14 protein-coding genes are annotated in these 15088 nt (G+C 36.6%); 12 read left to right on the top strand and 2 right to left on the bottom strand.

Annotation, left to right across the window (positions count from 1 at the left end):
• The first annotated feature begins 207 nt into the window (after nt 1-207).
• Genes KO495_RS01145 through KO495_RS01135 form a run of 3 tightly spaced genes read left to right on the top strand, consistent with a single transcriptional unit; the run spans nt 208 to nt 3621 of the window.
• Nucleotides 208-1149, top strand: a complete 942-nt coding sequence (locus tag KO495_RS01145; RefSeq protein ID WP_215978563.1) for a Wzz/FepE/Etk N-terminal domain-containing protein — start codon at nt 208-210, stop codon at nt 1147-1149.
• Complete coding sequence (locus KO495_RS01140) at nt 1150-2439, top strand: lipopolysaccharide biosynthesis protein (protein ID WP_215978562.1); 1290 nt, start codon at nt 1150-1152, stop codon at nt 2437-2439.
• Nucleotides 2440-3621 (top strand): glycosyltransferase, encoded by a 1182-nt coding sequence (locus tag KO495_RS01135; protein ID WP_215978561.1) that lies wholly within the window; start codon nt 2440-2442, stop codon nt 3619-3621.
• A 73-nt stretch (nt 3622-3694) separates the two neighbouring features.
• Here the strand turns inward: KO495_RS01135 and rfbA are convergent, their stop codons facing one another.
• Both rfbA and rfbB read right to left on the bottom strand, forming a co-directional pair.
• The gene (gene rfbA, locus KO495_RS01130; RefSeq protein ID WP_215978560.1) at nt 3695-4564 is read right to left on the bottom strand and encodes a glucose-1-phosphate thymidylyltransferase RfbA; all 870 of its coding nucleotides are present in this window, start codon (nt 4562-4564) and stop codon (nt 3695-3697) included.
• A gap of 1 nt (nt 4565) precedes the next feature.
• Entirely contained in the window at nt 4566-5633 is a 1068-nt protein-coding gene (gene rfbB, locus KO495_RS01125; RefSeq protein WP_215978559.1) for a dTDP-glucose 4,6-dehydratase, read from the bottom strand.
• 246 nt (nt 5634-5879) lie between these two features.
• Between rfbB and KO495_RS01120 the strand changes: the two genes are divergently transcribed.
• The 9 genes from KO495_RS01120 (at nt 5880) to galU (ending at nt 15013) form a co-directional block, all read left to right on the top strand.
• Entirely contained in the window at nt 5880-7100 is a 1221-nt protein-coding gene (locus KO495_RS01120) for a glycosyltransferase (RefSeq protein WP_215978558.1), read from the top strand.
• Nucleotides 7100-7651 carry an acyltransferase gene (locus tag KO495_RS17645; RefSeq protein WP_215978557.1) on the top strand — a complete coding sequence of 184 codons (552 nt, stop codon included), beginning with the start codon at nt 7100-7102 and terminating at the stop codon, nt 7649-7651. Before KO495_RS01120 ends, KO495_RS17645 begins: the two co-directional genes overlap by 1 nt.
• The gene (locus KO495_RS01110; protein ID WP_215978556.1) at nt 7651-8946 is read left to right on the top strand and encodes an O-antigen ligase family protein; all 1296 of its coding nucleotides are present in this window, start codon (nt 7651-7653) and stop codon (nt 8944-8946) included. Before KO495_RS17645 ends, KO495_RS01110 begins: the two co-directional genes overlap by 1 nt.
• Nucleotides 8939-9814, top strand: a complete 876-nt coding sequence (locus KO495_RS01105; protein WP_215978555.1) for a glycosyltransferase — start codon at nt 8939-8941, stop codon at nt 9812-9814. The genes KO495_RS01110 and KO495_RS01105 overlap by 8 nt, the downstream gene beginning before the upstream one ends.
• Before the next feature lie 7 nt (nt 9815-9821).
• Nucleotides 9822-10913, top strand: coding sequence for a glycosyltransferase family 4 protein (locus KO495_RS01100; protein ID WP_215978554.1), 1092 nt, complete (start codon nt 9822-9824; stop codon nt 10911-10913).
• Nucleotides 10914-10940: 27 nt separating this feature from the next.
• A complete protein-coding gene (locus KO495_RS01095) occupies nt 10941-11651 on the top strand; it encodes a WecB/TagA/CpsF family glycosyltransferase (protein ID WP_215978553.1) in 711 nt (236 codons plus the stop codon).
• A 3-nt stretch (nt 11652-11654) separates the two neighbouring features.
• Nucleotides 11655-12782: a UDP-N-acetylglucosamine 2-epimerase (non-hydrolyzing) gene (gene wecB, locus KO495_RS01090; RefSeq protein ID WP_215978552.1), complete on the top strand. Its 1128-nt coding sequence runs from the start codon at nt 11655-11657 to the stop codon at nt 12780-12782.
• Nucleotides 12783-12843: 61 nt separating this feature from the next.
• On the top strand, nt 12844-14019 hold the full coding sequence (locus tag KO495_RS01085; protein WP_215978551.1) for a nucleotide sugar dehydrogenase: 1176 nt from the start codon (nt 12844-12846) through the stop codon (nt 14017-14019).
• A gap of 64 nt (nt 14020-14083) precedes the next feature.
• The gene (gene galU, locus KO495_RS01080) at nt 14084-15013 is read left to right on the top strand and encodes a UTP--glucose-1-phosphate uridylyltransferase GalU (RefSeq protein ID WP_215978550.1); all 930 of its coding nucleotides are present in this window, start codon (nt 14084-14086) and stop codon (nt 15011-15013) included.
• The last annotated feature ends 75 nt before the right edge of the window (nt 15014-15088 follow it).

Raw genomic sequence — 15088 nt, 5'->3', positions numbered from 1 at the left:
CTTAGTTAATATTGGAGGTAATATATCATGTTGAAGAGTATGCACTTTACTTTATTTTATCTTTTTATTGCTCTTTAATATACAAAATTTTTTCTTGTTTTTTATAAGGTGAACCTGCTACTTGATTTTATTGACATATTTGTAGTTTTTTCCTTTGGGTAAAATGCTACAATGCGCGCCATTAATTATTACAGGACGACGTAAAAAATGAAGCATGAATTATCAGCATTGGAAACTTCTAGCGATATAGTGAGTTTTAAAAAGCTCTTTCGCATTATTTTTCGTATGAAGTGGTTCATTTTGTTAACTACGTTAGCCTTTGCCGCTGCCTCAGTGTATTACGCTAAAAACATGCCTAATGTTTATACCGCGAAAGGAATGTTTGTGCCAGCCAAAGACCAATCGGGTGGCGGTCTTTCACAACTTGCAGGGCAGTTTGGCGGTTTAGCGAGTATGGCAGGGATTAATTTAGGTGGCGGTAGTACTGATGAAACAGAAGTTGCCGTTGAATTACTTCAGTCAAGAAGCTTCTTACAAGCCTTTATCGAAAAGCGAAAAATATTACCAGAGCTACTTGCCGGGGAAAGTTGGGATCAAACCACTAAGACCTTTATTTATGATGAAACCATTTATGATAGTACAAATAATAAATGGGTTAGAGGCGCTCCTCCTAGTAAAGCCGTTATTCCAACCCCCTGGGAAGGTTATTATTCACTGAAAAATTTAATTAGTGTTGAATATTTACGTAAAAAAGGTGTCGTTAATATTTCATTAACCTACCTTTCCCCTGAGTTGTCGGCTAAATGGTTGGGTTGGTTGATTGCTGATTTAAATAGCTATTGGCGCTCACAAGAAAAGAAGCTGGCTGATGATAGCATTGACTATTTGAACAAACAGATAGAGCGTACTACTAATGCCGAAATGCGCACTATTTTTTATACGATTATTGCTGAGCAAACTAAACAAAACTTACTTGCAGAAGTAAGGAAAGAGTATTTGTTTAAAACTTTAGCGCCTATTGTGGTACCTGAAGATAAGTCGGCACCATCACGTGCTTTATTGTGTGTGGTTGGTACTTTTTTTGGTGCTTTATTTTCTCTGGTTTTTTCATTTGTTTATGCGTCAATGAGACCAGTAGAAGGTAGCTAATTGTTTTTTACAATGAAAGTTCAAGGGCTTGTTAGAGGTATAGCACATGCCCTCTCAGGCAATTTAATTGCGGCGATTCTTGCTTTTGCTTCGACTGCTTTATATTCCCGTTATTTAGGTGCTGCTGAATTTGGTACGTTGGTCTTATTACAGAGCTACGTCTTTGTATTTTGTGCTTTAGCTAATCCGCAATCGTGGCAGGCGTTAATTAAATTTGGCGCTGAACACAAAAACTCGAATAACTTGCTTTATCAAGCCGTTGTATTTGTTTGTGCTATACAAGACATTATTTATGCTTGTTTAGGCGCAATTATTGCGTATTTTTTATCCCCTTACTTTATTAGCTACTTTAATTTATCAGCTACGTTGGCTGAACCACTCCAGCTTTTTTGTCTTGTTATTTTTTTTAGTCAAATAGGGCTGGGAATTGGGGTACTTCGTTTAGCAGGAAAATTTTCAACCGTTGCATTACAGGTAGTCTTTGCTGCAATGATAAATTTCGCTGTGGCTTTGGCGACAATATATTATAAGTTAGCCATTAGTGATATTTTATTCTTATTAACGCTATCGATGTCATTAGGGGCTATTCTTTTAATTTTTTTGGGACTGTACTCACTAAAAAATCAAGTGGGAACTTTTACATTAAAGGGGATAACTTCCAAGAATTTTAATTGGAAAGATGTGGTGCGATTTAATATATATACCCACTTTACTAACGTTGCAGACATACCGGTTAAATTTTTAGATACTATTTTTGTCGGTGCTTTATTGACGGTTGAAGCTGCAGGTGTTTATAAAATTATTAGGCAGTTAGGTACTATTATTGATAAGTTTACCGGACCTGTAGCGCAAGTTTTATTCCCTGAGTTTTCTAAACTTCTGGCAGACAAACAATATGCACAGGCAAGTAGGTTAATATTTAAAGTGACCTCAGTTGTTATGGCGGTAGCAGTACCTTTTGCTATCGTACTCTCTTTAAGTGCGGTTTATTGGTTGCCACTTATTTTTGGGCAATATATGTCCGACTATGTTATTCAGCTAGGCGTGTTTTTTATTATACAGGCGTTAACGGTAAGCTTTATGGGAATACATCCATTATTTGTTGCTTTAGGCTTTGTTAGAGAGCAGTTATGGTTAACTGTTTTTTTGAATATTGCCTTTATATTATGCACTTATGTATTTAGTGCGTATATTGCCCTGTTTGGCGTGATTATCGCTTTAGCTATACAGTATGCTGGCACTATTGGGATCAAATTATTTTTAATCAAACGTACATTAAAGACATCTTAAATGAAAATATTACATTACACACCAAACTATTCGATGCAAACGGAAACGTTTATTTATGATCAAATATGTGCGGTGCAAAAATATGCCGAGTTTGATAATGTTATTGTTGCCTCATATTTAACTAATTTAGAGTCGCGCCCCTTTGATAATATTCACCATATTCCTATTAAGCAGTTTATTTCACCACGCATAACTGGAATTCTTGCGTTTCGCTTTCAGCAGCTGGCTTATTTTATTGATTATGATAAGTGGCGAGAAGTATTAGCAAAAGAGCAGCCTGATGTAATACATTGCCACACAGGTAATGGTATCAAAACTATTTATCATATTTTGAATAAATTAAAACTGAAGATCCCAGTGGTTATTGCTTACTATGGATCTGATGTTACTAGTGAGCCGCTTAAAAGGCGCTTTTACCAGAGAGATCTGTCAAAGTTCTCTAATGCTATTAATACACTTAGTACAGTTCCTACTCACTTTTTAAAACAAAAAGCGATTGAAAACCTTTTTATTAAGAGTGATAAATTACGTCTATTGCCAAACGGTTTTAGTCCTCACTTTTCAGATAACCCTAAGTGTGACTTTTATCAACAAGGTACACAAGCTCCCTATAAAATAATTATGGTTGGTCGCTTAGTTAGCTGCAAAGGGCATCAAAATTTATTACATGCCTTTAGCCAATGGTTAGCGACTTCTGGTATCCACTCTACTTTAACTTTAGTCGGCGACGGTCCATTAAAACCTGAGCTTTTAACGTTAGTAAATAGTTTAGGCTTACAAGAGAAGGTTGAGTTTATTGCTAGTCTTAGTCATCAGCAAGTTGCTGAAACGATGAGAGCCCACGATTTATATATTCAGGCTTCAATTACTGATCCTGTTACTTTACAAGCTGAATCTTTTGGTGTCGCTGCTTTAGAAGCTGTATCTATTGGTTTACCTGTTATTGTTTCAGATTGTGGGGGCTTACCTGAGGTTGTGGATGGGCCTGACACTCAAGCTCGATGTATTTATCCTCAACACGACATTAGTGCTTTGATGAAAAGTATTCAAAAAATGTATGATAGTAATTTCTCTGGGGATGAAGCATTCCGTTTAGCTGTAATTACACGTTTAAGTCAACAGAAAAATACTGAAAATATTATAAAAATATATAAAGAGTTAATAGCTAAGATGCCATCTTGATTATTTTTTTGCTCCTCAACTGAGCTATGTTCTCAGGCGCTTATTGGTTATAACAGTACTTATGAGCCGCTAGCTACTTCTTATCAACTAGTGCTAGTAAATATTGGCCATAGCCACTTTTTACCAATGGTTTGGCAATTTTTTGTAAGTCACTCTCGTTTAACCAGCCATTTCTGAATGCAATTTCTTCCAAACAAGCAATTTTCAAACCTTGTCTATGCTCGATTATTTGCACAAACTGACCTGCTTCAAGTAAAGAGTCATGTGTGCCAGTATCTAACCAAGCAAAACCTCGGCCCAATATTTGTACATTTAATTCTTCTTGTTCCAAGTACATTTGGTTGATGGAAGTTATTTCTAACTCACCTCGGGACGATGGCTTAACCTTCTTTGCCATTTCTATTACGTTATTATCGTAAAAATATAAACCAGTAATAGCCCAATTAGATTTAGGAGTGATTGGTTTTTCTTCAATGGAGAGGGCTGTATAGTTTTCGTCAAAATCAACCACACCAAAGCGTTCAGGATCTTTAACTTGATAACCAAAAACAGTTGCACCGCTAGGTTGTATTACAGCTGATTTTAGCTTATCGACAAAACCTTGACCGTAAAAAATATTATCACCAAGAACTAAACATACACTATCATCACCAATGAACTCTTCACCGATAATGAAGGCTTGTGCTAGGCCATCAGGACTAGGTTGTTCAGCATAGCTAATGTTTATACCTAGTTGTGAGCCGTCGTTAAGTAACCGTTTATATCCATCCATGTCTTCAGGAGTTGAAATAATCAGTATTTCATTGATCCCCGCTAACATTAGTACTGATAATGGGTAATAAATCATCGGTTTGTCATACACCGGTAATAACTGTTTAGATATTCCTTGAGTGATAGGATAAAGACGTGTTCCTGAGCCACCTGCTAATACAATACCTTTCATTTTATGTTCCCTGTAATCCAAGTCGTTCAGTTTGGTAGCTGCCATCTAAAATGTCTTGCCACCATTTTCTGTTTTCTAAATACCATAAAACTGTTTTTCGTAAACCTGTTTCGAAGGTTTCTTTTGGCACCCAGTTCAGTTTTACTTGTATTTTACTTGCGTCAATAGCGTAGCGTAAATCATGACCTGGCCTGTCCTCCACATACGTTATTAATTTTTTGAAGTCTTTAATTGCATTTGGCTTTTCAGTAATCTCCATATTCAAAATATCACAAATGCTATTGACGACTTCTAGGTTGGTTTTTTCATTATGGCCGCCAATATTATATGTTTCGCCAATATTACCTTGCTTCATAACCGTAACTAGTGCATGGGCATGATCTTCGACATAAAGCCAGTCTCTTATTTGCTGACCTGTGCCATATATAGGTAATGGTTTTCCATGTAAGGCGTTAATTATTACTAAAGGTATTAACTTTTCAGGAAAGTGGTATGGACCATAATTATTAGAACAATTGGTTATAATCGTAGGTAAGCCATAAGTTCGCTGCCATGCTCGAACTAAATGATCAGAAGCCGCTTTTGACGCAGAATAAGGGCTGCTGGGTTGATAACTTGTTTTTTCGGTGAATAAATCTTCGGGGCTATCTAAGTCACCATAAACTTCGTCAGTAGAAATATGATGAAAGCGAAAATTTTGTTGTTGCTTAGCAGTTAGTGTTAACCAATATGCTTTGCTAGCTTCTAGTAAATTATATGTACCAATAATATTGGTCTGCATAAAAGCGGCTGGTCCATCTATCGAGCGATCAACATGACTCTCAGCTGCTAAATGCATAATAGCATCCGGTTTGAAATCAAACAGTGTTTTCGTTAATTGTGCTTGGTCGCATATATCAATTTGAGCAAACTGATATTGAGCACTATCTTCATAACCAGCTAAAGAGGCTAAGTTACCAGCATAAGTTAGTTTATCTATGTTGAGAACATTATCATTAGTTGCATCTATTAGGTGTCTAACAACCGAAGAGCCAATAAAACCTGCCCCTCCGGTAATAATTATGTTCATATAAGTTTCCTTAAGGCGGGGAGTGCTTGTTAAATAAATTCTGAGGTTGAGAATTAACTCACTTTCAAAAGATTTTACTTGAAGTCCCTTTAAAGCTCAATCGCTCTGTACTATTAATATCAATATGAAAAATTCATTGTTATAATCGAGACTTAATTTACTTTTACTTATTCAGCATAAAATTGTTATTAGCTTTTTTCTTAGTTCATCTATACATTTTATTGTACGTTCAATAGGAATTTACTTTTGAAACATGCGTTAATTAATCATTCTTCTGGTAATCAATATGTATTGATTACCAGCAATATGTATCGACCTAGTGTTGGCGGTATTGAAAATTCGCTATATCACTTGGCTGTTGAATATAAAGCATTAGGTTATTCTCCTATTATTGTTACCAGTGATATCAATGATGCAGGTATTATTCTACCTGAATATGAAGTTGATGAAGATATTGAAATATTTCGTTATAGAGCATGTACTAAAAAAGGTGTAATAGGCTTTTTAAAGCATATTAATCACGCAATTAAGCTTTATAAGAAAATATTAAAAGATTACCAACCATTGACTGTTGTTTGTCGCTATCACTTTAACTTAGTGTTATTAGGGCTTGCAGGCTGTAAAGGTGTACTTTATTTGATTCCAAGCATCGTTAAAAATGAATCCAAAATTAGTATGCAACAAGGGCAGACTGGTCTTGCGAAGATACGAAACAACCTTTCTTTTGCATTTCATAAATATTTACAAGCTAAAGCGGTTAAGCAAGCAAAAACCCTGTATGTTTTTAGTGAAAATATGCGTTCGCAAGTTGCTGAACTAACCTCAAGAGCAGATGTTTATATTACTAAACCTGGCGTATCTCTAGAACGGTTTTACCCATTAACAATGAAAGAGAAAGGCTTGGCTCGCCAAGAGTTAGGTTTAGTAACTCAACGACAGGTACTTTTATGTGTAGGTCGTTTGGTGAAAGTAAAAGGTTTTGATACCGCTATCAGAGCTATTGCCGGTGCTAAAAAGAAAAATATGGAGCTTTGGTTACTTGGTGATGGGCCATTATTAGAAACATTTCAACAGCTAATTATAGAATTAGGTTGTCAGGGGCAGGTTAAACTTTTAGGGCGCCAACAGGCTCCTGAAAAATATTATCGCGCCGCTGATGTGTTTGTAATGTCATCAATTCATGAAGCTTTAGGACAAACCATTTTAGAAGCTATGGCTTGTGGTTTGCCGGTTATTGCTGCTCCTTGTTCTGAAAATGTGGTAACGGCAAGCCATGAGGTGCTTGATGATGATAAAAACATATTTACACGCGAACATAGTGTTGAGGCGTTCGCTGAATCCTTTATGCAAGTGGCAGAAATGTCAGCGGCTGAGTACTCAATAATCAGCCATTTTAATCGAGAGAAAGCTCAAGAGCGCTTTAGTTGGGCTGCACTCGCCAAAGATTTATTAAGTGAGCGTAGCTAATGCTTTATTTAAAATTACGTTTTTATTTATGGAGAATACTTCAGCTTATCACCTTAAATCGCTTTTTTCATAAGCGTATTGCTAGGTATTATGCAGAGTTCAGTCTTGCAAAGTATCGTATGCAAGGTGCTGAAATTGGCGAAGGAACTACGCTAATTGAATGTAAACTGTCTGGCTCAAGTAAAGGTGATCGTTTTTATATTGGTAATAATTGCACTTTAACAGGAGTTACACTTTTAGCGCATGATGCATCACCAACCATTTTTTTACCCGAATTAGTCAATTTTGAACCCGCTTATTTACCTGGTGCTCGCCGTTCCTATCGAGATCCAATCCACATAGGTGATAATGTTTTTATTGGTTGGGGCTCTATTATATTACCCGGTGTAACTATTGGTGATAATGTCGTTATTGGTGCTGGAAGTGTTGTCAGTAAAAACATTCCTGAGAATAGCGTCGCTGCTGGGAACCCTGCAAAGGTGTTAAAGGATATTGAAAGTTATAAGCTGTCTTACTATGAGCGCCTTAGTGATTTCCCGGAGCGTTTTTAATGTTTGATGCTACGGTTCAACAGCCATTCGATGCTACTAAAGAGCGACTAGTTTTCTGTCATCATATTATTGTCTGGATGTTTAGCTTTTATTTATTAGCTGATATTGTTTCTGGATTTTTTGTAATTCAGCTTGGAGTTGATTTAAAAGTATCTTTACTTTATAAAATGGTGCTTTTTGTCTTATTACTCTTAATGTTGGCTCGTTATCAATTCAATGCTTTTTTAGTGATACTGTTCACTATACTACTGTTATTTGTTAGTCCAGTGGCTGAGTTATTTCGCTTACCCAATATACCGCATTTTGTTTCTGACTTTGGTTATATCATCAAGATATTGATGCCTTTGGCAGTCTTTTTTTATTTCAGTGCTATTTATCCAGTTGCGCCGAGGTTTACTAAAAAATGGATTGTTTTTGGCTTATGGTCAAATTTTTCTATTTTGATAGCTAACCTAATGTTAGGTGCTATGGGATTTGGGCGCTCATCTTATACTTTGTCAAATGATGAAACTGTTGGCTCTAACGGTTATATATACGCAGCTAATGAATTAGGCGCCATTCTCATTGTTCTATTCGGGTTTGCACTGCATATGTTCTGGAATAAATACCGTCGTTATTATATTGCTATGTCTATTTTATCGTTATTATGTGGGGTATTAATAGCAACTAAAACAGCAATGTTATCAGCATTCTTATTGGTTTTTCTTATTCCTTTAGTGAATGAGAGAAACCTTTTTTTCCGTCTTACATGGTTAAAAATAAAACTATTATTACCCGCTTTAATTTTGTTAGGGGCGGTAATTATCTTTATTGTGGACCTACTTCAAGGTTTAGGTTTATACGATAAAATGTTGTGGGTGTTATCGCAAAAAGGTGTGATTGGAGTTATTTGGTCAGGACGTGATCAGTTTTCATTAGACTTACTCACTATTTATATTGATCAAAGCACTTTATTTCAACAAGTTTTTGGCCAAGGTAGCGGTGGTGTTTTTGAACATATAGGTAAAAAGTATTCAGCAGAGGTTGATATTGTTGATGCTTTGGTTTGGTTCGGTTTTACTGGGTTATTGGTCTGTTTAAGTATGTCATTTTACTTTATTAAAAGCGCAGCAAAATTATTTTTACATTCAAATAGTCAGTTTGCTCCCTGTGTTTTATTAGTGAACTTATTATTATTGTTTTTAGCCCAATTTAGTGGGCATGTATGGATGTCAGGGACATTAGGAATTGGTTTGGGATTATTAAATGCTTTATTACTGCTTGAGAATAAGCCAAAGGAAAGATTAAATGCATAATTTACCTTTGGTTACTGTTTGGATCCCAACATTGAATAGGCAAGAGATGTTAAAACGCGCGCTTAACTCAGTATTAAGTCAAAGCTATAGCAACCTTGAAATATTTATTGTTGATAATGGCTCTACTGACGATACTGAAGCGGTTGTTGCTGAGTATCAAGCAAAGCATAATAATATTGTTTATCATCGCTTTACTGAAAATAAAGGTGCTTGCGCAGCTCGAAACTATGCGATTATGCACGGGAAAGGTGAGCTGGTTACTGGCCTTGATGATGATGATGAGTTTTTACCGCAGCGCATAAAACAGTTAGTTGCTGCTTATGATGAACGTTTTGCTTTTGTTTGTACGGGATACTTTTGGGATTATGGCGCCTACCGTAAAGCTAAAATAGATACCGCAATGGACGTAGATTTACATGCTCAGTTAAACTTTAACCAAACCTCTAATCAGGCTTTAGTGAGTAGGGAACGTATTATTGAAGCTGGGTTATTTGATGAAGATCTAACGTCTTGTCAAGATTGGGACATGTGGACGCGACTTATTATTAAATATGGTACGGCATTACGCATAGCTGGCGCTTCTTATATTGTGCATACTGCTCACGATAAACCGAGAATTACAGGTAATATAAGTAATCGGCTTAAAGGGCTTGAACAGTTTTATAGTAAACATAAACATTTAATGACGGCACAAAATAATAAGTGTTTCGACTTTTTAAGATGCTATAACGCAGAAAAACGACTAAGTATTTATGAGTTCTTATGTTTATTTAACTGGCCGATTAAAGAACAAATTATACGTTATTTCATTGCTTCTCAATTTCCGCAGTTAGCCGAAAAACGTCTTGCCCGTTTACGAAAAAAATAGAGTTATAATGAAAAGAATTGGTTTTATTTCTAATTTATTTCCGTCAAAAAAAGACCCTACTTTTGGTAGTTTTGTCGGTTTAAGTTATCAACAATTGCAAGCTATGGGGTATCAGTTATCTGAGCCTATCGTTATTGATGCTAGGGTTTCTGCCTTGAAAAAGCTACTTGCGTATGTCAAGTTTGTTAGCTCAGGAGTGAGTGCTTTATTAAGTAATAAATATGATTTTTTTTACATCCACTATTTAACGTATTCAACATTATGCTTATTGCCGGTATTGCCGTTTAAAAAAATAAAGTACTTAGTTAACATACATGGCGATGATTTAGTCGGTACTCGTTTTATTCATAAAGTTATGGGGCTGCCATCATCATATATTTTGAAACATGCAGAAGCTGTTGTGGTGCCATCGTTATACTTCAAGCGCCAACTATTAGCTCGCCATAATTTTATTAAAGAAAGCCATATTATTATTTCTGAATCAGCAGGTTTTCGAGAAGATATTTTTTATGCAAAAGATGCAACACAATTAACTAAAGCTAAAACTGGATTACATTTTGGTTATATATCGCGTGTTGATGAAGGTAAGGGGTGGGAGTTAATGCTAACAGCATTTTCACTTTTGCAAAAAAACAACCCTAAAGAGTACAGCCAAGCGACATTATCTGTTTATGGTGCAGGCGCTCAAACGGCGGCGTTTATTGATATGGTGTCGAAATTAAACCTTGGTGATGTTGTTAGTTATTATGGTCCATTATCCCAAAAAGAGTTGGGCGCTAAATATCGTAGCTTTGATTATTTTTTATTTCCTACTCGACGTGAAAGTTTTGGCTTAGTTGCTGTTGAAGCTCTAGGTTGTGGCACGCCTGTTATTTGCAGTGAAATAGAGCCATTAACCGATATGGTATTTCATAACAATAATGGTTTTCTATTTACGGATGGTTGTGCCGAGCATTTATATCGTAGTATTTCTCATTGTTTCTCTCTTGCTCCTGAGGATTACTTAGTATTGAGTCAAAGTGCTATCAACTCAGCTGAGCAATATAAATCGACGCATGTTGCCAAGCGTTTGCATGATGCAATTGAAGCAATATTTTAGTCAGTAGAAAGGTATTAGGAAATCTAAGTGAAAGACTTAACAACATTTAATGTAACTCCGTTTGACTCAAAAGCTGCGGTAATAGAGCATATTCATCAACACTGTCACATTGAAAAGCCTTACCATATTATTACTGCTAACCCTGAGATAATTTACGAAGCGGTTAATAATCCTGTTTTTGCTAATATTTTTCATCAAGCAGACTTAGTAATTGCTGATGGTATAGGTGTCGCATTACCGCTATCTTGGGCTGGCTATCAGAGTGAGCGAGTCCCTGGTATTGATGTTTTTGAGGCTTTGCTTAGAGATAGTAAGTTAGGTGAAAAAGGTGTTTATTTACTGGGAGCTAAATTAACCACGGTAACTAAAACAGCTGAAAACCTTACAGAGCAAGGAACTCATGTATGTGGTTATCGAGATGGTTTCTTTTCTCTTGATGATAAAACTATCTCAGCACTAACCACAGAAATTAAGGCGCTTAATCCTAGCATTATTGCAATTGCCATGGGCGCGCCCAGACAAGATGAAGTTATCGCTTTATTAAAGGCGTCAGGTATTAACGGTATTTTTATTGGCGTTGGTGGAGCATTTGATGTACTTTCTGGCGAGTTAAAACGAGCGCCTTCTGTTTGGCAGAAAATAAAGCTTGAATGGCTTTTTCGCTTATTGAGTGATTTAAGAAGACTACCGCGCTATAAAAAAATTTTTAGTTATTTTATTTGGTTATTTAAAGGTTAACATATGAAAGTATTATCTATATTTGGTACGCGCCCTGAGGCTATAAAAATGGCGCCTTTAGTGCAAAAATTAGCAGAAGATGAGCGCTTTAATGCGAAAGTTTGTGTTACTGCCCAGCATCGAGAAATGCTTGATCAAGTGCTAGAACTTTTTGAGATAACCCCAGATTACGATTTGAATTTAATGAAGCCAGGCCAAGACCTGACTGATGTTACTTGTGGCATATTACAAGGCCTAAAGCCCGTTCTAGCTGAATTTAAACCAGATTATGTATTGGTTCATGGCGATACCGCGACAACATTTTCTAGTACCTTAGCGGCATACTACCAACAAATTAAAGTTGGGCATGTTGAAGCTGGCTTGCGTACAGGTAATTTGTATTCACCTTGGCCAGAAGAAGGAAATCGCAAATTAACAGGTGCCTTAGCGGAAGTGCACTTTGTGCCAACCGTAACCTCTCAGCAGAATTTGCTTAATGAAGGTGTATCACAGCATAAAATTACCATAACGGGTAATACTGTGATTGATGCGTTACTTGAAGTAAAAGCAAAGTTAGCTGAAGACTCTGAAATTGAAAAACAAATGATTTCTAAGTTTGCTTTTATCGATAACGATAAGCCTATGGTCTTAATTACAGGTCACCGAAGAGAAAGTTTTGGTGGCGGTTTTGAGCGTATCTGTCAGGCTATTTCACAGTTAGCCGATAAATTCCCACAGGCGCAGTTTGTTTATCCTATGCATTTAAACCCTAATGTTAGAGAGCCGGTAAATCGTTTACTGGCTAATAAAGGAAATGTTTTCTTAATTGAACCCGCAGACTATTTACCTTTTGTTTATTTAATGGATAAAGCGACCATTATTTTAACTGACTCTGGCGGGGTACAAGAGGAAGCTCCATCACTCGGTAAACCCGTGTTGGTGATGCGTGATACTACCGAACGACCAGAAGCTGTTGAAGCGGGTACTGTGAAATTAGTTGGCACTGATGTCGATGTTATTGTGTCGAGTGTTACAGAGTTACTAACGGATGCCCAAGCTTATGAAAAAATGACTTTTGCTCATAACCCATACGGCGACGGTAAAGCCTGTCAGCGTATTGCTGATTTTTTATATAGCACTAAAGACGACTAATCTTATAAATGTTTAATCGTAAGTTGTGATTGGTTTTCTTTATTCTTCTAAGTAGGCACAAATGAAAATAGCCATAGTCGGCACTGGATATGTTGGTTTATCAAATGCATTATTGCTAGCTCAGCATAACGAGGTAGTTGCCCTAGATATAGTCGAAGCTCGCATCAAGCTATTAAATGATAAAAAGTCTCCTATTAGCGACTCAGAAATAGATGATTTTTTGCAGAATAAAGTGCTGAATTTTACGGCAACGCTAGATAAAAATAGTGCTTATAGTGATGCTGATTTTGTGATTATCGCAACGCCGACAGATTACGATGAAGACACTAACTATTTTAATACCAGCTCGGTAGAGTCGGTAATTAACGACGTTATGTTGATAAACCCGAATGCTGTTATGGTGATAAAATCTACGGTTCCTGTGGGTTTTACGCAACGAATAAAAGCACAATATCATTGTAATAATATAATCTTCTCTCCAGAGTTTTTACGAGAAGGGCATGCTCTTTTTGATAATTTACATCCATCACGCATTATTATTGGTGATGAAGGAGGGGAGACTCCTCGAGCACATAAATTTGCCGAGTTATTAAAGCAAGGTGCAATCAAAAGTGATATTGAGGTTTTATTTACAGATCCCACCGAAGCAGAAGCGGTTAAGCTGTTCTCGAATACCTATTTAGCAATGAGAGTCTCTTATTTTAATGAATTAGACAGCTACGCTGAATCGCATGGTTTAGATGCTAAGCAAATTATTAAAGGGGTGGGGTTAGACCCACGTATTGGCAATCACTACAATAATCCATCTTTTGGTTATGGCGGATACTGTCTACCGAAAGATACCAAACAATTATTGGCAAACTATCAAGATGTACCGAACAACTTAATTAGTGCTATTGTTGATGCCAATGTTACACGTAAAGACTTTATTGCCGATTCTATTTTAAAGAAAAAGCCAAAAGTTGTCGGTATATACCGATTAATCATGAAAACTGGCTCTGACAACTTTAGAGCATCATCAATTCAAGGCATAATGAAACGTATTAAAGCCCATGGTATTGAAGTTATCATATATGAACCTGACTTGGCGCAAGAGCAATTTTTTAATTCTCGTGTTATCGCAAGTTTAGCTGAGTTTAAAGCGTTAAGTGAAGTGATTGTCTCAAACCGAATGGCTGATGATTTAAGAGATGTTATGGGTAAGGTTTACACGCGTGATTTATTTGGTAAAGATTAAATTGATATACAGCTAGCACTTAAGTATTAATGTTAGAGTAGCTAGTTGAGTAATAAGGATAATAATGAGCATTAAGTCAGTAAGTAAATCAATCAAGCAGCAAGGTACAAAAATTACTAAAGCAGTAATCCCTGTGGCAGGTTTAGGTACCCGCATGTTACCTGCAACTAAGGCTATTCCTAAAGAAATGCTGCCTATTGTTGATAAGCCCTTGATTCAATACATTGTCGATGAGTGTGTCGCTTCGGGTATTAAAGAAATTGTCTTAGTCACTCATTCCTCAAAAAATGCTATTGAAAACCATTTTGATAAGTCGTTTGAGTTAGAAACAACTTTAGAAAAGCGTGTAAAGCGTCAATTACTGGATGAAATTCAGGCCATTTGCCCTAAAGATGTCACTATTATGCATATCAGACAGGGTGAAGCTAAAGGGTTGGGGCATGCAGTACTAAAAGCTTACCCTATTATTGGCGATAACCCTTTTGTGGTTGTACTTCCAGATGTAATTTTAGACGATGCTAGTAGTGATTTAAAGACTGAAAACCTGTCTGCCATGCTAGGTCGTTATCATGAAACAGGTGTAAGCCAAATTATGGTTGAGCCTGTTGCTATTGAAGATGTTAGTAATTATGGTGTTGCTGATTGTGGTGGAACAATGCTGTTAGCTGGCGAGTCTAAAGCGATGACGGCGGTTATTGAAAAACCGAGTATTGATGAAGCTCCGTCAAATTTAGCGGTAGTGGGGCGTTATGTTTTATCTGAGAAAATCTGGGGGCTACTTGAGCAAACAAGGCCTGGTGCGGGGGATGAAATTCAGTTAACTGATGCTATTGCTAGTTTAATGGCATTAGAGCCTGTTGATGCTTTTCATATGACTGGTAAGTCGCACGATTGTGGCTCTAAATTGGGTTATATGAAGGCCAATGTTGAGTATGCGCTGCGTCATGATGAACTAGGTGAAGACTTTAAAGCTTTTTTAAAGGCGTTAATTTGAATGAGCCTAACTAAACTAAGCTAAATCAAACTAAGTTAACTTAAGCAAAGCAAAGTTAATTAAACAAAAAACGAA

The organism is Colwellia sp. D2M02 (assembly GCF_018860755.1).
Taxonomy (GTDB): Bacteria; Pseudomonadota; Gammaproteobacteria; order Enterobacterales; family Alteromonadaceae; genus Colwellia; species Colwellia asteriadis.
The sequence above is the reverse complement of the archived record's forward strand: the minus strand, read 5'-3'. Positions and strand labels throughout refer to the sequence as shown.